Source organism: Streptomyces sp. NPDC041940 (assembly GCF_055589465.1).
On sequence record NZ_JBVJBP010000006.1, the window covers coordinates 163040 to 175956 of the forward strand.

Below are 12917 nucleotides of genomic sequence, written 5' to 3' on the forward strand. Positions count from 1 at the left end.
CTGGTCACTCCTCCAGCCGGCGCAGCCGTTCCGTGTCGCAGGTGCGGGGGCAGGTGCCGCAGGCCTCGTCCGGCTGGATGGCGTAGTAGAGACAGCAGCCGGCCCGGGTGCGGGTCGTGTGACGGCGGCCGTCGGTGCCGGTCAGCAGACGGAAGTCCGCTCCCGAGGGGTAGGGGCTGACGGGCTCGGGGAGCAGCGCGGTCGCCGCGCGTACGGCGTCCTCCTCGCGGCCGAGGGTCCGGCCCAGGTACCAGATCCCGGAGACGAGGTCGTCGCCGACCATGCCCCACAGGGCGCGCGGTCCGCGGCGCACGGCGGGGCCGAGGGCGGTGAGCAGCGGGCGCATGTGGTCGGCGACCGCGGCGCGCAGCTCGGCCCGCAGGGCCTCCTCGCCCGCGACGGTCACCGCGCCGGGCAGCGCGGCGACGGGGTCGCCGGGCAGGCAGGCGACGCGGGACTCCGGAGTGATCGTGTACGCCCCGGCCTCGAGGTCCAGGCGCACCGACTGCGGCCGGATGCGCGGCACCCGGCGTTCCAGGTACCAGACGCCGCTCATCAGGAGGGCGATGGACCAGGCGTAGTCGTGCAGGGCGCGTGAGGCGGTGACGTGGGGGCGGGGGGTGTGGGCGAAGCGGGTGCGGATGCGCGTCTCCTCGGCCTTCAGGAAGGCGTCGAGGGCGGACTGATCCGACGTCAGCCCGGCTGCGGTGAGCGCCTGTTCGCCGTAGGCCGTCCGGGGGTCCGCGACCTCGACGCTCAGCGCCTCGCAGATGCCCGTCAGCCGCCGGTAGGCGGTACCGAGGACGGAGGCGAGGGTCGGCGGTGACTCCAGGACAGTGCGCATCGATCACTCCTACGGGCAGTTGCCACCCGCGATTGGATAGGTAAGGCTAACCTAAGGTACAAGATCGTCGGACGTGCTCCCGACCCACCGATGGAAGACCGCCATGCACCTGTACCTGCTCGCCCTCAATCCGACCGACTCCGTCACCGAGGGCTTCATGCCCGCCGCCGCCCGGCTGGGCCTGGACGTGACCGTCCTCACCGACCAGCCCGACGCCCACCGGAGAACCTGCCCGGACGTCGAGGTCCTGGAGTGTGACGTGCGGGACTTCCGGGCCGTCGTGTCGCGCATCTCGGTCCACGGCAGCCCTGGTGCCGTCTTCACCAACAGCGACCACCTCCAGACCCAGGCCGCCCTGGCCGCCGCCTACTTCGGCCTGCCCGGCAAGGACTGGCGGGCCACCCTGCGCTGCAAGGACAAGGCGGAGACGCGCCGCCGGCTGGCCGCCGCCGGAGCGGACACCGTCTGGTCGGCCGAACTCACCGCACCGGCCCCGCTCGACGCGCCCTACCCCTGTGTCGTCAAGCCCCGTGAGGGCGTGGCCAGCGAGGACGTCGTGCTAGTGGAGGGGCCCGAGGACCTGGCGCTCCGCGCGAAGGAGATCCTGGAGCGCCGGCCGGACACCGCCCTGGTCGTCGAGGAGTACCTCCCCGGCGAGCTGTGCACGCTGGAGACGCTGGGCGACGGCCGGGTCCGGCACGTCCTGGGCGGCTTCCGCACCGCGTTGTCGCCACTCCCGTACTTCGTCGAGGAGCGCCTCACGTTCGTCCCGGCCCACCCGGAGCCGGTCGTCGCGCAGGTGCTCGCCCAACTGGACGCGCTCGGCGTCGGGTTCGGCGCCTGTCACACCGAGTTCGTGGTGCACGAGGGGCGGGCACGGATCATCGAGGTCAACTACCGGGCCATCGGCGACCAGTGCGACCTGCTGCTCGAACGGCTCCTCGGCATCCCGCTGTTCGAGCACATCCTCCGCACCCACCTGGGCGAACCGCTCCCGCCCGATCCGGATGCCCGCCGCGACCGCGCCGCCCTCCTGGAGTACCCGTGCGCCGACCGCGCCGGGACCCTGACCGACGCCCCGGCCGCCACCGAGCTCAGCGTCGACGGAGTGTGCCTGACGTACCGTCCGCTGCGCGCGGTGGGCGAGCGGCACGAGCTGTACCGCACCAACCGCGACTACCTCGGCGTCCTGCGGGCCACCGGCACCGACCAGGACACCGTGGACCGTGTGGCCGCCGATTTCCTGGCCGGCCTCCGCTGGGAGATCCGGGCGTGACCGTACTGCCACCCGCGCCGGACAGCTGCGCGGCCGAACTGCTCACCCGGGTGCTGAGCGCGCTGCTGCGGGAGGACGTCGTCGGGCTGCGCACCCGGAGCACGCTCGTCCACCGGCCGGACGGTCCCTGGCTGCGGCTTGCCGCAGGTCGTGACGCCCTGCTGCTGCCGGTCGCCGAGGACGGCTTCCAGTGCCGGTACACCGCCCGGCTGCCGCTGCTCCTGCGCGCGCCGGACGGCGCCGAACTGACGTCGCACGAAGAGGTGCTGGACGCGCTGCGCGCGCTCGCCGCCCCGGAGGACCGGGCCGGTTTCGACGCCTTCGCCGAGGAGTGCCGGCAGACGCTGGCCACGTTACAGCTGCACGCGGACACCCGCGATGCCGTCGCCGGGCGGCTGACCGGCCGTCACGGCGCCGATCCGGCACGCTGGACCGGCCTCGGCGGCGGGACGGCGTTCGACGCGCTCGCCGCCCGGCTGGACCATCCGGTGTACCCGACCGCACGCGGCCGGGCGGGGCTGGACGAGGAGCAACTTCGGTCGTACGCACCCGAGTTCCATCCGCGGTTCCCGCTGCGCTGGCTCGCCGTGCCCCGGGACGCGCTCCTGCTGACCGGCACGCTTCCCGAGCTGTGGCCCACGCCCGCGCGGCTCGGTCTGGCCGGGCTGGAGCGCACGCACCTCGCCCTGCCGGTGCACCCGCTGGCCGTCGGCCCTCCGCTCGACGCGGCCTTACGCGCCACCGGCCTGCGCGGGCGGGCGGTACTGGCCGGACAAGGCTGCCTCGACGTCGTACCCACCCTGTCCATGCGGACGGTGGCGACCGTGGCGGACCCGGCGCTGCACCTCAAACTGCCCCTCGTCACCTCCTCGTTGGGACTGCGCAACAAGCGGTCCGTCAAGCCCGGCACACTCGTCGACGGGGCCGTCGGACAGCGGATCGTCCAAGAGGTGGTCGCGCGCGAGCCCCGGTTCCGGGACACGATCCTGCACGCCGACGAGACCACGTACGCCCACGCGGGACACGAACTGCTGGCCGTGCTGTGCCGCCGCCACCCGGCCGGTCTCGAGGACTCGGTCGTCGTGCCGATGGCGGCGCTCCTCGCCGAGGCGCCGGACGGACGGCTGGTCGTCGACCATCTCGCCGACCGCTTCCACGACGGCGACCCGCTCGCCCTGCTCGACGCCTGTCTGACGCTGTTGTTCGACTGGCAGACCACACTGTTCGGGTACGGCGTCGCGCTGGAGTCGCACCAGCAGAACATCTCCCTGGTACTGCGGCCGGGCAGCCTCCGCCTGCTGTTCAAGGACAACGACGGGCCGCGCGTCGACACGCGGCGGCTGCACGCACGGCTCCCGGGCCGGTGGGACTTCGACGACCCCCGGGTCCTCGGCACGGAGGACGGCCCGGTGGCCGACCTCTTCGCCACCATCACCGTCCATCTGTGCGCGGGCGCCTACGCGTTCGGACTGGCCCGGCACGGCCGCGCCCCGCTGCCCGTGCTGCTGCGGCTGGTGCGCGAACGGCTGACCGAGGCCGTGGAGCGGCTGGGCGGCGAGGCGGGGGACGTCCTGCGTGCCCGAGTCCTCGACGCCCCGGAACTGCCGGTGAAGGCGATGGTCTCGGCCGGGACGCTGCTCAGCAAGGAGCGGTCGGGCGCCGCCGACATCAACAAGCACTACACCACCGGGCCCAACTACCTGCTGCCGTCGCGGAGTACGCCGTGAGAGCCGCGAGCCGGACCGCCGGTTCCGCTGTCCCTCCCCGTACTCGCCCCCTTCCTCCCACGAACCCGCGCAACCGCTGGAGCCTGCCATGCCCCCGCTGACCGAATCTCCCCGCCGCACCGCCGACCCGGTCTGTCTGCCCACCGCCGACGATGTGGTGGCCCACACCCTGCTGAACTGTCTGCTGCGCGAGGTGTCCGGGCCCGAGCGGCAGACCGTCGTCGCCGACGGCCGTCTGCTGCTGCGGCTGCCCCGCCGCGGGGTGCTGCTGTGTGTCGCCCTGCGCCGTACATCGCTGCTCGGCGCGCACCGGTTCACCGGCCCGGTGCGCGAGGAGCGGGCCGGCGGCTGGGCGGACGTGGACTGGCGGCGGCTGGCCGAGTACGCGCGTGACGAGCTGTCGTTGCGCACCGGCGTGCGCAACGAGGAGTTCCTGACGCAGGTCGCCTCCAGCCACGCGGCCGTCGAGGGAGCGCTCACCGCCCGGCCGGCACTGCCTGAGGTTCCGGAGCCCCCGGACGACCCGCTGGCCGCCTACCTCGCCTCCGAGCAGTCCCTGCTCTTCGGGCACCGCTTCCACCCCACGCCCAAGGCCCGCACCGGCGACCCGCGTTCCTGGGCCGCGTACGCCCCGGAGACGGGCGCCTCCTTCCCGCTGCGGCACCTCGCCGTGCGGGAGCACCTGATCGCGCAGGAGAGCGCGGAGCCGTGGGCGACCGCCGCCCTGGACCGGCAGCGCCCGGACGTCCCGGCCGGCTACCGGCTGCTGCCCGCCCACCCCTGGCAGTACGAGACGCTCCGGGAGCACCCGCTGCTGCGCGCCGCCCTGGACAGCGGTGACGTCCTCGACCTGGGACCGGGCGGCCGCCCCTTCGCGGCGACCGCGTCCGTGCGCACGCTGTACGACGGGGAGACGTTCCTGAAGTTCAGCCTGAACGTGCGGATCACCAACTGTCTGCGCAAGAACAGCAGTTACGAGCTGGCCGGGGCGGTCGCCCTCACCCGGGCGCTGGCCCCGGCCCTGTCCGACCTGGCCGGGCGCTTCCCCGGCAGTGCCGTGCTGCGCGAACCGGCCTACCGCACCCTCGCCCTGCCCGGCCCCGACGGCACACCGGACCGCGATCTGCTGGAGGGCTTCGGCGTCATCGTCCGCGAGGGCCTGTCCCGTCGTCTCGCCCCGGGCACCACTCCCCTGCTCGCGGCCGCCGTCGCCGACGAGTACCCGACGGGTGCCGCCCAGGCCTCCCGGCTCCTCGCCGGGGCGGACGCGGCCACGGCGCTCGACTGGTGGTCGGCCTACCTGGACCTCCTCCTGCCGCCCGTCCTGGCCGCCTACTTCGACCACGGCCTGGTCCTGGAGCCGCATCTGCAGAACGTGCTGCTCTGCGTCGACGGCGGCGGACGGCCCGCCCAGGTCCTCTTCCGGGACCTGGAGGGCACCAAGCTGGTGCCCGAGCAGCACGCCGAGACGCTGTCCGCGCTGCCGCCGGACGTGGCCGGGCCGATGACGTACGACGCGCGGCGCGGCTGGGACCGGGTCGTGTACTGCCTGCTCGTCAACCACGTGGCCGAGATGCTCGCGGCCCTCGCCGACCTGCATCCGGAGACGGAGGCGGCACTGTGGGCACGCGTACGGGACACGCTGCGCGCCTACGCCGACCGGCACGGCTGCCCGCCCCGCCTGGCCGCCCTGCTCGCCGGGGTGCCGCTGCCCGCCAAGACCAACCTGCTCACCCGCTGGGAGCGCAAGGCCGACCGCCAGGCCGGATACGTCCGGCTGCCGTCGCCGCTGGGCGAAGAGGTGCTGCACGAGGCGAAGCGGAGCTCCCGATGACCCACCCGACCCCCGCTGTGCGCGAGCGTGCCCTGTCACTGCCGTCCCCGGAACTCCCGGCCTATCTCTATGACCTGGCGGCTCTGCGCACCCACGCCGCCGGGGTCCGGGCCGCGCTGCCCGGGCGGGTCGAGCTGTACTACGCGGCCAAGGCCAACCCGGAGCCGGAGATCCTGGCGGCGCTGGAGTCCCACGTCGACGGATACGAGGTCGCGTCCGGCGGTGAACTCGCGCATGTCGCCAAGGCGGTGCCGGGGCGGCCGCTGGCCTTCGGCGGGCCCGGCAAGACGCCGGACGAGGTGACGGCCGCGCTGGAGCTGGGCGTCGGGCGTTTCCACGTCGAGAGCGAGCACGAGCTGCGGGTGCTGGCGGAGCTGGCCCGCCGCGTCGCGCCCCGGAGGCGTGTCGCGGTGCTGCCGCGCGTCAACCTGCCGGTGCCCGACGGCTCGCTCGCCGGGAGCTCGCTGGCGATGGGCGGGCGGCCGACACCCTTCGGCATGGACCCCGCCCGGGCCGGGTCCGTGATCCGGGCACTCGCCGACGGGACGTATCCGCAGCTGGAACTGCGCGGCGTGCACGCCCACCTGGCGAGCGGGCTGGGAGCGGCCGAGCTGCTGGAGGTCGCGAGGAGCGTGGTCGGGTGGGCCACGGGGCTCGGTGTGCCGGTCGCGGAGGTGAACGTCGGGGGCGGCATGAGCGTCGACTACGCCGACCCGGAGCGCCGCTTCGACTGGCCCGCGTACGGCGAGGGGCTGGCCCGGCTCGCCGAGGCGCATCCGGGGCTGACGCTGCGGATCGAGCCGGGGCGGGCGCTCACCGCGTACTGCGGCTGGTACGCCACGGAGGTTCTGGACGTGAAGCACAGCCACGGCGAGGAGTTCGCCGTCGTCCGGGGCGGCACGCACCATCTGCGCACCCCGGCGACGAAGGGACACGACCAGCCCTGCTCCGTCCTGCCCGTGGACTCCTGGCCGCACCCCTGGCCCCGGCCGGCGGCGAGCAGCGGGCCCGTCACGCTCGCGGGGCAGCTGTGCACCCCGAAGGACGTGCTGGCCCGCCGGGTACCGGTGCCGGAACTCAGGGCCGGGGACCGGGTGGTGTTCTCCCTGGCGGGCGCCTACGCCTGGAACATCTCGCATCACGACTTCCTGATGCATCCCCGGCCCGGGTTCCACTTCCTGGACGACGGCACCCGGGTCTCCTGACCCGTCTGCGGGTGGCCGGTGCCCGCCGACCGAGCCGGCGGGCACCCGAGGCCGGGATGTGTCAGGCCGCGGCCAGGGCAGGCGCCGACGGCTCCTCGGCCTCGGCCAGCAGGGCCATGAGCGTCGCCCGGGCACGGGCCACCCGGGAGCGGACCGTGCCGACCGGGCAGTCGCTCAGCGCGGCGGCCTCCGCGTACGGCAGACCGAGCAGCTGCGTGAGGACGAACGCCTCGCGCCGCTCCTCGGGCAGTCGGTCCATCAGCTCGGCCAGAGCCACGCCGTCGTCGAAGCCGGGCAGGCCGCGCGGCTGGGCGAGCTCGACCGCCAGCTCCCAGTCCGCCAGATCGGCCGGGCGGGGGCGGACGGCGGAGTACCGGAGGCTGTCCGCCACCGCGCGCCTCGCGATGGCCAGCAGCCAGACGCGCGCCGAGGAACGGCCCTCGAACCGGTGCAGGCTGCCGAGCGCCCGCAGGAACGTGTCCTGCGCCAGATCGTCCACGGCCTGCGGATCGGCACACAGGTGGGCGACGTAGCGGATGACGTCACGGTGCAGGGCGCGCACGAAACGGTCGACGGCGGCGGAGTCGCCGCCGCGGGCGGCCAGCGCCCAGGCGGTTATCGACTCGTCGGCCGACGGGCTTCGCTCGGATGAAAGGGGCAGGGCAGGAGTGATCACCTGGTGTCCTTCTCGGAATTCCGGGAGCACACGAAACGCGCGTGCGGCCCGGTGAGCGGGGATACGGCCGCATCCGTACGGCGTGACGCACGGACGTACGACCGAGACCGGGGCGCGCGGAGTGCCGCCCCGGGACTGCCGGCTGCCGTCAGGCGGCAGCGGCCCCCACGGGCGGTCCTCGAGAGGTGATCGCGTGGACGAGAAGGAGAAGGCGCGGCGCGCGATCCGAGGACCAGCGCCGTACGCGCACGGGCGGGGGCGGCGGCGTGGGCGGGGCGAACAGAAGCCGCAGCGGCGCGGCCAGCCGGCTGCCGACGGCGCGCAGCAGACGGAAGACCGCCCGTTCGCCGTGGCCCAGCCACAGACCGCACAGCAGCGCGGCCAGCAGGTGGGCGGCGAGCATGCCGAGGGACGAGTCACCGTCCATGGCGTGTCCCGCATGCCCCATGTGAGGGGACATGGAGCCCATTTCGTGACTCGTGGACCCCATGCCGTGGCTCATGGCTCCCATGCCATGACCCATGGAGGGCATGTCCATGGAGTCCGTGCCACCCGCCGCGCCGGCGGCCGGTGCCGGCACGAGTGAGAACGCCGAGTGCAGTCCGGTCTGGACGATCACGGCGACGGCGACGACCAGTCGGAGGCCGCGCTCGCGGCCCGCCAGGCACCAGCCCGCCACTCCCGTCACGGCCCAGCCGGCCACCAGTGTCGACAGGGGCACATGGTCGCCGGACATCATGACGTGCCCCAGGGCGGCGAGCACGACACAGACGGCCGCGAACACCGCGGCCCGTGTCGTGCGAGCACACCACCCAGCTGTCATGGCGCCTCATCTTCGCATCCGGCCCCGCCCCGTCACCCCTGGGTACGGAAATCGCCCGGCCCTGATACTCAATCCGTGACGTGTGATCCAGGCCACTGTCCTGGAATCGATGCCTCCGGTCGGGCCACGGCAGAATCCCCGGCGTGGACATCACCGCGCAGGAGCTCAACCGGGCGACCCTCGGCCGTCAGATGCTGCTGGGCCGGGAGGTGATGGAGGCCGGGGAGGCCGTACGGCATGTGGTGGCGCTCCAGGCGCAGCATGCCGCTTCGCCGTACGTTGCGCTGTGGAACCGGCTGGCAGGCTTCTCTCCGGCCGAGCTGGACGACGCCTTCGCGCGGCGCGCGGTGGTCAAGGCGACCCTGATGCGGATCACGCTGCACGCGGTCCACGGGGACGACTACCAGGTGTTCCGTGAGGCGATGCAGCAGACGCTGTACGCCTCACGGCTCGGCCACCGCTTCGCCGCGGCGGGTCTCACACCGGCCGACGGCGAGGCACTCGTCCCGGAGCTGCTGGACTTCGCCGACCGGCCGCGTACGGCCGTGGAGCTTCAGGCATGGCTGGAGGAACGGGTCGGCGCGGACAAGAAGGCCGGCGCGTGGTGGGGGCTGAAGGGGTACGCGCCGCTGCTCCACCTCCCGACCGGCGGGCCGTGGTCGTTCGGCACCCGGGCGTCGTTCGTCGCGGCGCGCACCGGTCCCGTGCCGACGGGCCGGGAGCCGGCCGCCGAGGCGCTGCGGCAGCTCGTCCTGCGCTACCTACAGGGCTTCGGGCCGGCGTCGGTCGCGGACGTGGCACAGTTCGCGATGCTGCCGCGGCAGCCCGTACGGCAGGTGCTGCTCGCCCTGTCCGACACGGTGGAGGAGTTGCGCGGACCGGACGGCACGGTCCTGTTCGACCTACCGGACGCCCCACGCCCACCGGCGGACACCCCGGCGCCCCCGCGGCTCATGGCCATGTGGGACAGCGTCCTCCTGGCCCACGCCGACCGCAGCCGCGTGATCCCCCCGGACTATCGCCGTCTGGTGATCCGCGTCAACGGTGATGTGCTGCCCACCCTCCTGGTGGACGGCCGGGTCGCCGGCGTGTGGCGCGCGACCGACGACGGCATCGAGGCCACGGCGTTCCACGACCTGCCCCGCGCCGCGTGGGACGGTCTCGAGGAAGAGGCCGCGTCCTTGGCGTCTCTCCTGACCGGCCGCGACACCGAGGTCTACCGCCGTTACCACCACTGGTGGCCGAAACTCCCCGACGGCCAGGTACGCCTGCTCACCGGCCGCGGGTGACTCTCCTGTGCCGTGGGCGACTTCACCTCAGTGGTGGGCGTGCACGACGGCGTGACCCTTGCCCCGGCCGATCATCCACTTGTTGACCGGGGTCGTGATCAGGAACGCGACCGCGAAACCGCCCAGCAGCGCGGACCAGAACAGTCCGTCCGTGAGGTGGGCCTCCAGCGCGCCCGGGGTGAGCGCGATGATCGCGTTGTCGACGAGTTCCATCACCGCGATCGAGACCGTGTCCGCGGCCAGCGCGACCTTGATCGCGGCCTTGAGGCCGAGGCCGGCCCGCAGGACCGCGAACAGGGTGAACGAGTAGCCGAAGAGGAAGGCGAGCCCGATCGCCAGGACCATGGTGGGCACGTCGCCCCACGCGAGCGCGGTGCCGATGACCATGCCGAGGATCTCGCCGATCGCACACCCCGTCAGACAGTGCAGCGTCGCCTTCACCGCGGTCCCCCAGGACGCCGGCCCGCGCGGGTGCCGTTCGGGGTGATGCGGGGTGTGGTCCATGACGTGCCAGTATGCGTCAGCCCGCATGCTCCCCCCATGATCGATCCGCCTAGAGTGTCGGGTCATGACGACACAGCCCACCCGGTCGACGCAGGCGTATCTCTCCGAGTTGTTCTCCCTGGACGGCCGCGTCGCGGTGGTCACCGGCGGCAGTTCGGGAATCGGGCGCGCCATCACCGGTGCCCTCGCCCGCGCCGGCGCGAGCGTCGTGGTCGTGGCCCGTGGCGAAGCCGGACTGGCCGCGACCGTCGAGGAGTTGACGGCTGAGGGCTGCCGCGCCGCGTGGGTCGGCGCGGATCTGAGCACCCGCGAGGGTGTGCGGACGGCCGCCGAGCGGGCGGTCGAGGCGTTCGGGGAGCCCGACATCCTCGTCAACAGTGCCGGGATCAATCTGCGCCCGCCGATGGACGAACTCACCGAGGACGTCTGGGACCTCACGATGGCCGTCAACCTCGAGGCGCCCTTCCTGCTGGGGCAGCGCTTCGGCCCCGGCATGGCGGAGCGCGGGTTCGGGCGGATCCTGCACATCAGCTCGCAGCAGGCGCATCGGGCGTTCGTGCAGAGCGGCGCGTACGGTGCCTCGAAGGGCGGCCTGGAGTCGCTGGCGCGTTCCCAGGCCGAGGCGTGGTCGCCGCGCGGCGTCACCTGCAACGTCCTGGTTCCGGGCTTCGTCATGACAGCGCTCAACAAGCGCCTGTCGTCGGACCCGGAGAAGGTCGCCGCCCTCGCCTCCCGCACGCTGATCGGGCGGAACGGCCTGGCCGAGGACTTCGCGGGCGCGGCGGTCTTCCTCGCGAGCCCGGCGTCCGCCTATCTCACCGGACAGTCGGTCTACGTCGACGGCGGTATGTCCGTCCACTGACGCGGCCGGCCCTTCGTTCAGGCAGCGGCCGGGCCCTTCCGCCACACGAAGACCTCCGTGCTCGGTGCCCGTTCGGAGAACCGGCCCGACGGCGAGGCCTCGCGCAGCAGCAGCCGGAGGTCCGCCTCGAAGTCGTCCCGGTGTCCTTCGAAGAGATGGGGCGCCGAGAAGGACATGGAGAACACCCAGGCGACGACATCGTCACAGGTCCGCTCCAGCACCTGCCCGCCGGGGACGACGAGACGCCGGGGGCCGGAGAAGCCCGCCCGGGCGAGCACCTCGTCCTCCGCGCCCGGTGTGCCGTGCGTCAGCACCCCGCGGCCCGCTCGTCGCACGGGACCGAGGTACCGCTTCACCAGGTCACCCATCCCCGCGTAGGGGACCGCCGGGTGCGGCATGCCGTCGGCGGTCCGGGGCTCTGTCTTCAGGTCGGCGATGTGCACCAGGGCCCCGCCGGGCCGAAGCATGTCCCGGACGGTCGCGGCCACAAGGTCGCGGTCCATCCAGTGGAAGGACTGGCCGAAGGTGGCGACGTCGAACGTGCCGAGCCCCGCGGGCAGGGCTTCGGCCCGCGCCCGTACCCACCGGGTCCTGGCACCCACTCCCCGGCCGGCGGCCCCGCGCCCGGCTTCGGCGATCATCCCGCTTTCGGGATCCACCCCGACGATCTCGCCGAACAGATGCGCGAGGCTCAGGGCGATGGTTCCGGGCCCGCAGCCCACGTCGAGGAGGCGTCCCTCCCCGTCGAGCCGCAGCTCCTCGGCGAGCGCGTCCGCCAGCCCGGCGGCGTACGGCAGCCGCCCCCGCTCGTAGTAGGCGGCGGTCCCCGAGAACAACGTGTCGTCCCACTCCCAGCCGACCACCACGTCCGCCCACCACCCTCACCGCACCGAACTCCGCGACCACCCGACCGGCCGACGACCCCGATGATTCCATCTCCGACCGGAGGTCCCCCGTCGGAGAGCGGCCGACGGGCGCTTGTCAGTGCCCGGTGTCACGCTGGGCACACTGGACCTGCGGAAGGGAAGCATCGCCATGATCACCACGGAGTTCGCCCCCGGTTCCCCCTGTTGGCTCGACCTCGGCACTCCGGACGTCCGGACCGCCGCCGCCTTCTACGGCGCCGTGCTCGGGTGGGACTACGAGTCCATGGGCGAGAGCGAGGACTTCGAGGGCGGGATGTTCCGGAAGGACGGCAAGATCGTCGCCGGGCTCGGCAAGCTCACCGAGGAGGGAGCGCGCTCGGCCTGGATGCTCTACTACAGCGTCGCCGACGCGGACGCCACGACGAAGGCGGTGGAGCAGTCGGGCGGCAGTGTGCGCGTCGCGCCGATGGACCTCGAGGAATGGGGCCGGATGGCGCAGTACACCGACCCGCAGGGAGGCCAGTTCGCCGTCTGGCAGCCGGGGACGACCAAGGGCCTCGATCTGGTCGACCAGCCGGGCTCGCTGTCCTGGACGGAGCTGTACACGAGCGACGCGGCGGCGGCGAAGGAGTTCTACGGCGGGCTCTTCGACTGGCGGTTCAGTGACATGCCGCTGCCGGGCGGCGGGGGCACGTACACCCTCATCACCCCCGCCGGACTGCCCGAGGAGCGGATGCACGGCGGCCTCATGGAGGTCGGCAAGTCGGACCTGTCGCTGGCGAACGGGCGGCCGTACTGGCATCCGGTCTTCGCCGTCGACGACTGTGACGCCGCGGTGGCCAAGGTCAGGGAGAACGGCGGCAGCGTGCAGATGGGCCCCGAGGACGCGGAGGGCGTCGGCCGGCTGGCCGTCTGCCTCGACCCGGCCAACGCGGACTTCGTGGTGCTCACCCCGGCCCAGGGCTGAACCGGCCCGCCAGCCGGTGCACGGGGTGGTGCGGCCGGCCCTCG

General features: G+C 73.4%; 12 protein-coding genes. 7 read left to right on the forward strand and 5 right to left on the reverse strand.

Going from position 1 to position 12917, the window contains the following annotated elements; all coding sequences use genetic code 11:
• Positions 1-4: 4 nt before the first annotated feature.
• Positions 5-844, reverse strand: a complete 840-nt coding sequence (locus ACZ6I3_RS13305) for a (2Fe-2S)-binding protein (protein ID WP_469414301.1) — start codon at positions 842-844, stop codon at positions 5-7.
• 103 nt (positions 845-947) lie between these two features.
• Between ACZ6I3_RS13305 and ACZ6I3_RS13310 the strand changes: the two genes are divergently transcribed.
• From ACZ6I3_RS13310 to ACZ6I3_RS13325, 4 genes are all read left to right on the forward strand, one after another.
• Complete coding sequence (locus ACZ6I3_RS13310) at positions 948-2120, forward strand: ATP-grasp domain-containing protein (protein ID WP_469414303.1); 1173 nt, start codon at positions 948-950, stop codon at positions 2118-2120.
• The gene (locus tag ACZ6I3_RS13315; protein ID WP_469414305.1) at positions 2117-3847 is read left to right on the forward strand and encodes an IucA/IucC family protein; all 1731 of its coding nucleotides are present in this window, start codon (positions 2117-2119) and stop codon (positions 3845-3847) included. The genes ACZ6I3_RS13310 and ACZ6I3_RS13315 overlap by 4 nt, the downstream gene beginning before the upstream one ends.
• 88 nt (positions 3848-3935) lie before the next feature.
• Entirely contained in the window at positions 3936-5681 is a 1746-nt protein-coding gene (locus tag ACZ6I3_RS13320; protein WP_469414306.1) for an IucA/IucC family protein, read from the forward strand.
• On the forward strand, positions 5678-6886 hold the full coding sequence (locus ACZ6I3_RS13325) for a type III PLP-dependent enzyme (protein ID WP_469414307.1): 1209 nt from the start codon (positions 5678-5680) through the stop codon (positions 6884-6886). The genes ACZ6I3_RS13320 and ACZ6I3_RS13325 overlap by 4 nt, the downstream gene beginning before the upstream one ends.
• A gap of 61 nt (positions 6887-6947) precedes the next feature.
• On the opposite strand, the gene ACZ6I3_RS13330 is transcribed toward ACZ6I3_RS13325, so the two are convergent.
• Together ACZ6I3_RS13330 and ACZ6I3_RS13335 are read right to left on the reverse strand one after the other, a co-directional pair.
• The gene (locus ACZ6I3_RS13330) at positions 6948-7562 is read right to left on the reverse strand and encodes a sigma-70 family RNA polymerase sigma factor (RefSeq protein WP_469414308.1); all 615 of its coding nucleotides are present in this window, start codon (positions 7560-7562) and stop codon (positions 6948-6950) included.
• Between the two features lie 148 nt (positions 7563-7710).
• Positions 7711-8385: a hypothetical protein gene (locus ACZ6I3_RS13335; protein WP_469414309.1), complete on the reverse strand. Its 675-nt coding sequence runs from the start codon at positions 8383-8385 to the stop codon at positions 7711-7713.
• A 143-nt stretch (positions 8386-8528) separates the two neighbouring features.
• Between ACZ6I3_RS13335 and ACZ6I3_RS13340 the strand changes: the two genes are divergently transcribed.
• Positions 8529-9674, forward strand: coding sequence for a winged helix DNA-binding domain-containing protein (locus ACZ6I3_RS13340; protein ID WP_469414311.1), 1146 nt, complete (start codon positions 8529-8531; stop codon positions 9672-9674).
• Between the two features lie 27 nt (positions 9675-9701).
• Here ACZ6I3_RS13340 and ACZ6I3_RS13345 read toward each other — a convergent pair whose 3' ends face one another.
• Entirely contained in the window at positions 9702-10178 is a 477-nt protein-coding gene (locus ACZ6I3_RS13345) for a DUF4396 domain-containing protein (protein ID WP_469414560.1), read from the reverse strand.
• Positions 10179-10242: 64 nt separating this feature from the next.
• Here ACZ6I3_RS13345 and ACZ6I3_RS13350 point away from each other — a divergent pair, with 64 nt between their 5' ends.
• The gene (locus ACZ6I3_RS13350; RefSeq protein ID WP_469414313.1) at positions 10243-11040 is read left to right on the forward strand and encodes an SDR family NAD(P)-dependent oxidoreductase; all 798 of its coding nucleotides are present in this window, start codon (positions 10243-10245) and stop codon (positions 11038-11040) included.
• Between the two features lie 17 nt (positions 11041-11057).
• On the opposite strand, the gene ACZ6I3_RS13355 is transcribed toward ACZ6I3_RS13350, so the two are convergent.
• Positions 11058-11906 (reverse strand): class I SAM-dependent methyltransferase, encoded by an 849-nt coding sequence (locus ACZ6I3_RS13355; protein ID WP_469414315.1) that lies wholly within the window; start codon positions 11904-11906, stop codon positions 11058-11060.
• Between the two features lie 169 nt (positions 11907-12075).
• Here ACZ6I3_RS13355 and ACZ6I3_RS13360 point away from each other — a divergent pair, with 169 nt between their 5' ends.
• The gene (locus ACZ6I3_RS13360; protein WP_469414316.1) at positions 12076-12873 is read left to right on the forward strand and encodes a VOC family protein; all 798 of its coding nucleotides are present in this window, start codon (positions 12076-12078) and stop codon (positions 12871-12873) included.
• Positions 12874-12917: the final 44 nt, after the last annotated feature.

What these genes read in the sequence shown, in the direction of transcription:
- ACZ6I3_RS13350 (WP_469414313.1), top strand. Translation starts at nt 10,243, where the DNA reads ATGACGACACAGCCCACCCGGTCGACGCAGGCGTATCTCTCCGAGTTG.
- ACZ6I3_RS13305 (WP_469414301.1), bottom strand. Translation starts at nt 844, where the DNA reads ATGCGCACTGTCCTGGAGTCACCGCCGACCCTCGCCTCCGTCCTCGGT.
- ACZ6I3_RS13325 (WP_469414307.1), top strand. Translation starts at nt 5,678, where the DNA reads ATGACCCACCCGACCCCCGCTGTGCGCGAGCGTGCCCTGTCACTGCCG.
- ACZ6I3_RS13310 (WP_469414303.1), top strand. Translation starts at nt 948, where the DNA reads ATGCACCTGTACCTGCTCGCCCTCAATCCGACCGACTCCGTCACCGAG.
- ACZ6I3_RS13345 (WP_469414560.1), bottom strand. Translation starts at nt 10,178, where the DNA reads ATGGACCACACCCCGCATCACCCCGAACGGCACCCGCGCGGGCCGGCG.
- ACZ6I3_RS13335 (WP_469414309.1), bottom strand. Translation starts at nt 8,385, where the DNA reads ATGACAGCTGGGTGGTGTGCTCGCACGACACGGGCCGCGGTGTTCGCG.
- ACZ6I3_RS13360 (WP_469414316.1), top strand. Translation starts at nt 12,076, where the DNA reads ATGATCACCACGGAGTTCGCCCCCGGTTCCCCCTGTTGGCTCGACCTC.
- ACZ6I3_RS13320 (WP_469414306.1), top strand. Translation starts at nt 3,936, where the DNA reads ATGCCCCCGCTGACCGAATCTCCCCGCCGCACCGCCGACCCGGTCTGT.